The 1,332-nt window shown below is 52.9% G+C and carries 1 protein-coding gene; it reads left to right on the forward strand.

Annotated elements, in window-relative coordinates:
- Positions 1-92 precede the first annotated feature (92 nt).
- Positions 93-1,321, forward strand: a protein-coding gene (locus ACJHYD_RS24450) for an IS3 family transposase (protein ID WP_116315299.1) whose coding sequence is annotated in 2 segments (ribosomal slippage) — positions 93-408 and positions 408-1,321 — 1,230 coding nt in all. Because the reading frame shifts where the segments join, the coding sequence is not laid out codon by codon here.
- Positions 1,322-1,332 lie beyond the last annotated feature (11 nt).

Genomic DNA, 1,332 nt, shown 5'->3' on the forward strand with positions numbered 1-1,332 from the left:
CTAGACTGGCCCCATGAATCTCCAGACAACCAATATCACTTAAATAAGTGATAGTCTTAATACTAGTTTTTAGACTAGTCATTGGAGAGCAGATGATTGATGTCTTAGGACCGGAGAAACGCAGACGGCGTACTACACAGGAAAAGATCGCTATTGTTCAGCAGAGTTTTGAACCGGGAATGACGGTCTCCCTTGTTGCCCGGCAACACGGTGTGGCAGCCAGCCAGTTATTTCTCTGGCGCAAGCAATACCAGGAGGGAAGTCTTACTGCTGTGGCCGCAGGAGAGCAGGTCGTTCCTGCCTCTGAACTTGCTGCTGCCATGAAGCAGATTAAAGAACTCCAGCGCCTGCTCGGCAAAAAAACGATGGAAAATGAACTCCTTAAAGAAGCCGTTGAATACGGGCGTGCAAAAAAGTGGATAGCGCACGCGCCCTTATTGCCCGGGGATGGGGAGTAAGCTTAGTCAGCCGTTGTCTCCGGGTGTCGCGTGCGCAGTTGCACGTCATTCTCAGACGAACCGATGACTGGAAAGATGGTCGCCGCAGCCGTCACTCAGATGATACGGATGTGCTTCTCCGTATACACCATGTTATCGGAGAGCTGCCCACGTATGGTTATCGTCGGGTATGGGCGCTGCTTCGCAGACAGGCCGAACTTGATGGTATGCCTGCGATCAATGCCAAACGTGTTTACCGGATCATGCGCCAGAATGCGCTGTTGCTTGAGCGAAAAACCGCTGTACCGCCATCGAAACGGGCACATACTGGCAAAGTGGCCGTGAAAGAAAGCAATCAACGATGGTGCTCTGACGGGTTCGAGTTCCGCTGTGATAACGGAGAAAAACTGCGAGTCACGTTCGCGCTGGACTGCTGTGACCGTGAGGCACTGCACTGGGCAGTCACTACGGGCGGCTTCGACAGTGAAACAGTACAGGACGTCATGCTGGGAGCGGTGGAACGCCGCTTCGGCAACGAGCTTCCGGCGTCTCCAGTAGAGTGGCTGACGGATAATGGTTCATGCTACCGGGCTAATGAAACACGGCAGTTTGCCCGGATATTAGGGCTTGAACCGAAGAACACGGCGGTGCGGAGTCCGGAGAGTAACGGCATAGCAGAGAGCTTCGTGAAAACGATAAAGCGTGACTACATCAGTATCATGCCTAAACCAGACGGGTTAACGGCAGCAAAGAACCTTGCAGAGGCGTTCGAGCATTATAACGAATGGCACCCGCATAGTGCACTGGGTTATCGCTCGCCACGGGAATATCTGCGGCAGCAGGCCAGTAATGGGTTAAGTGATAACAGGTGTCTGGAAATATAGGGGCAAATCCA

The sequence above is a fragment of the Escherichia sp. WS1368 genome (genome assembly GCF_046487485.1).
In the GTDB taxonomy this organism is placed as follows: Bacteria; Pseudomonadota; Gammaproteobacteria; order Enterobacterales; family Enterobacteriaceae; genus Escherichia; species Escherichia coli.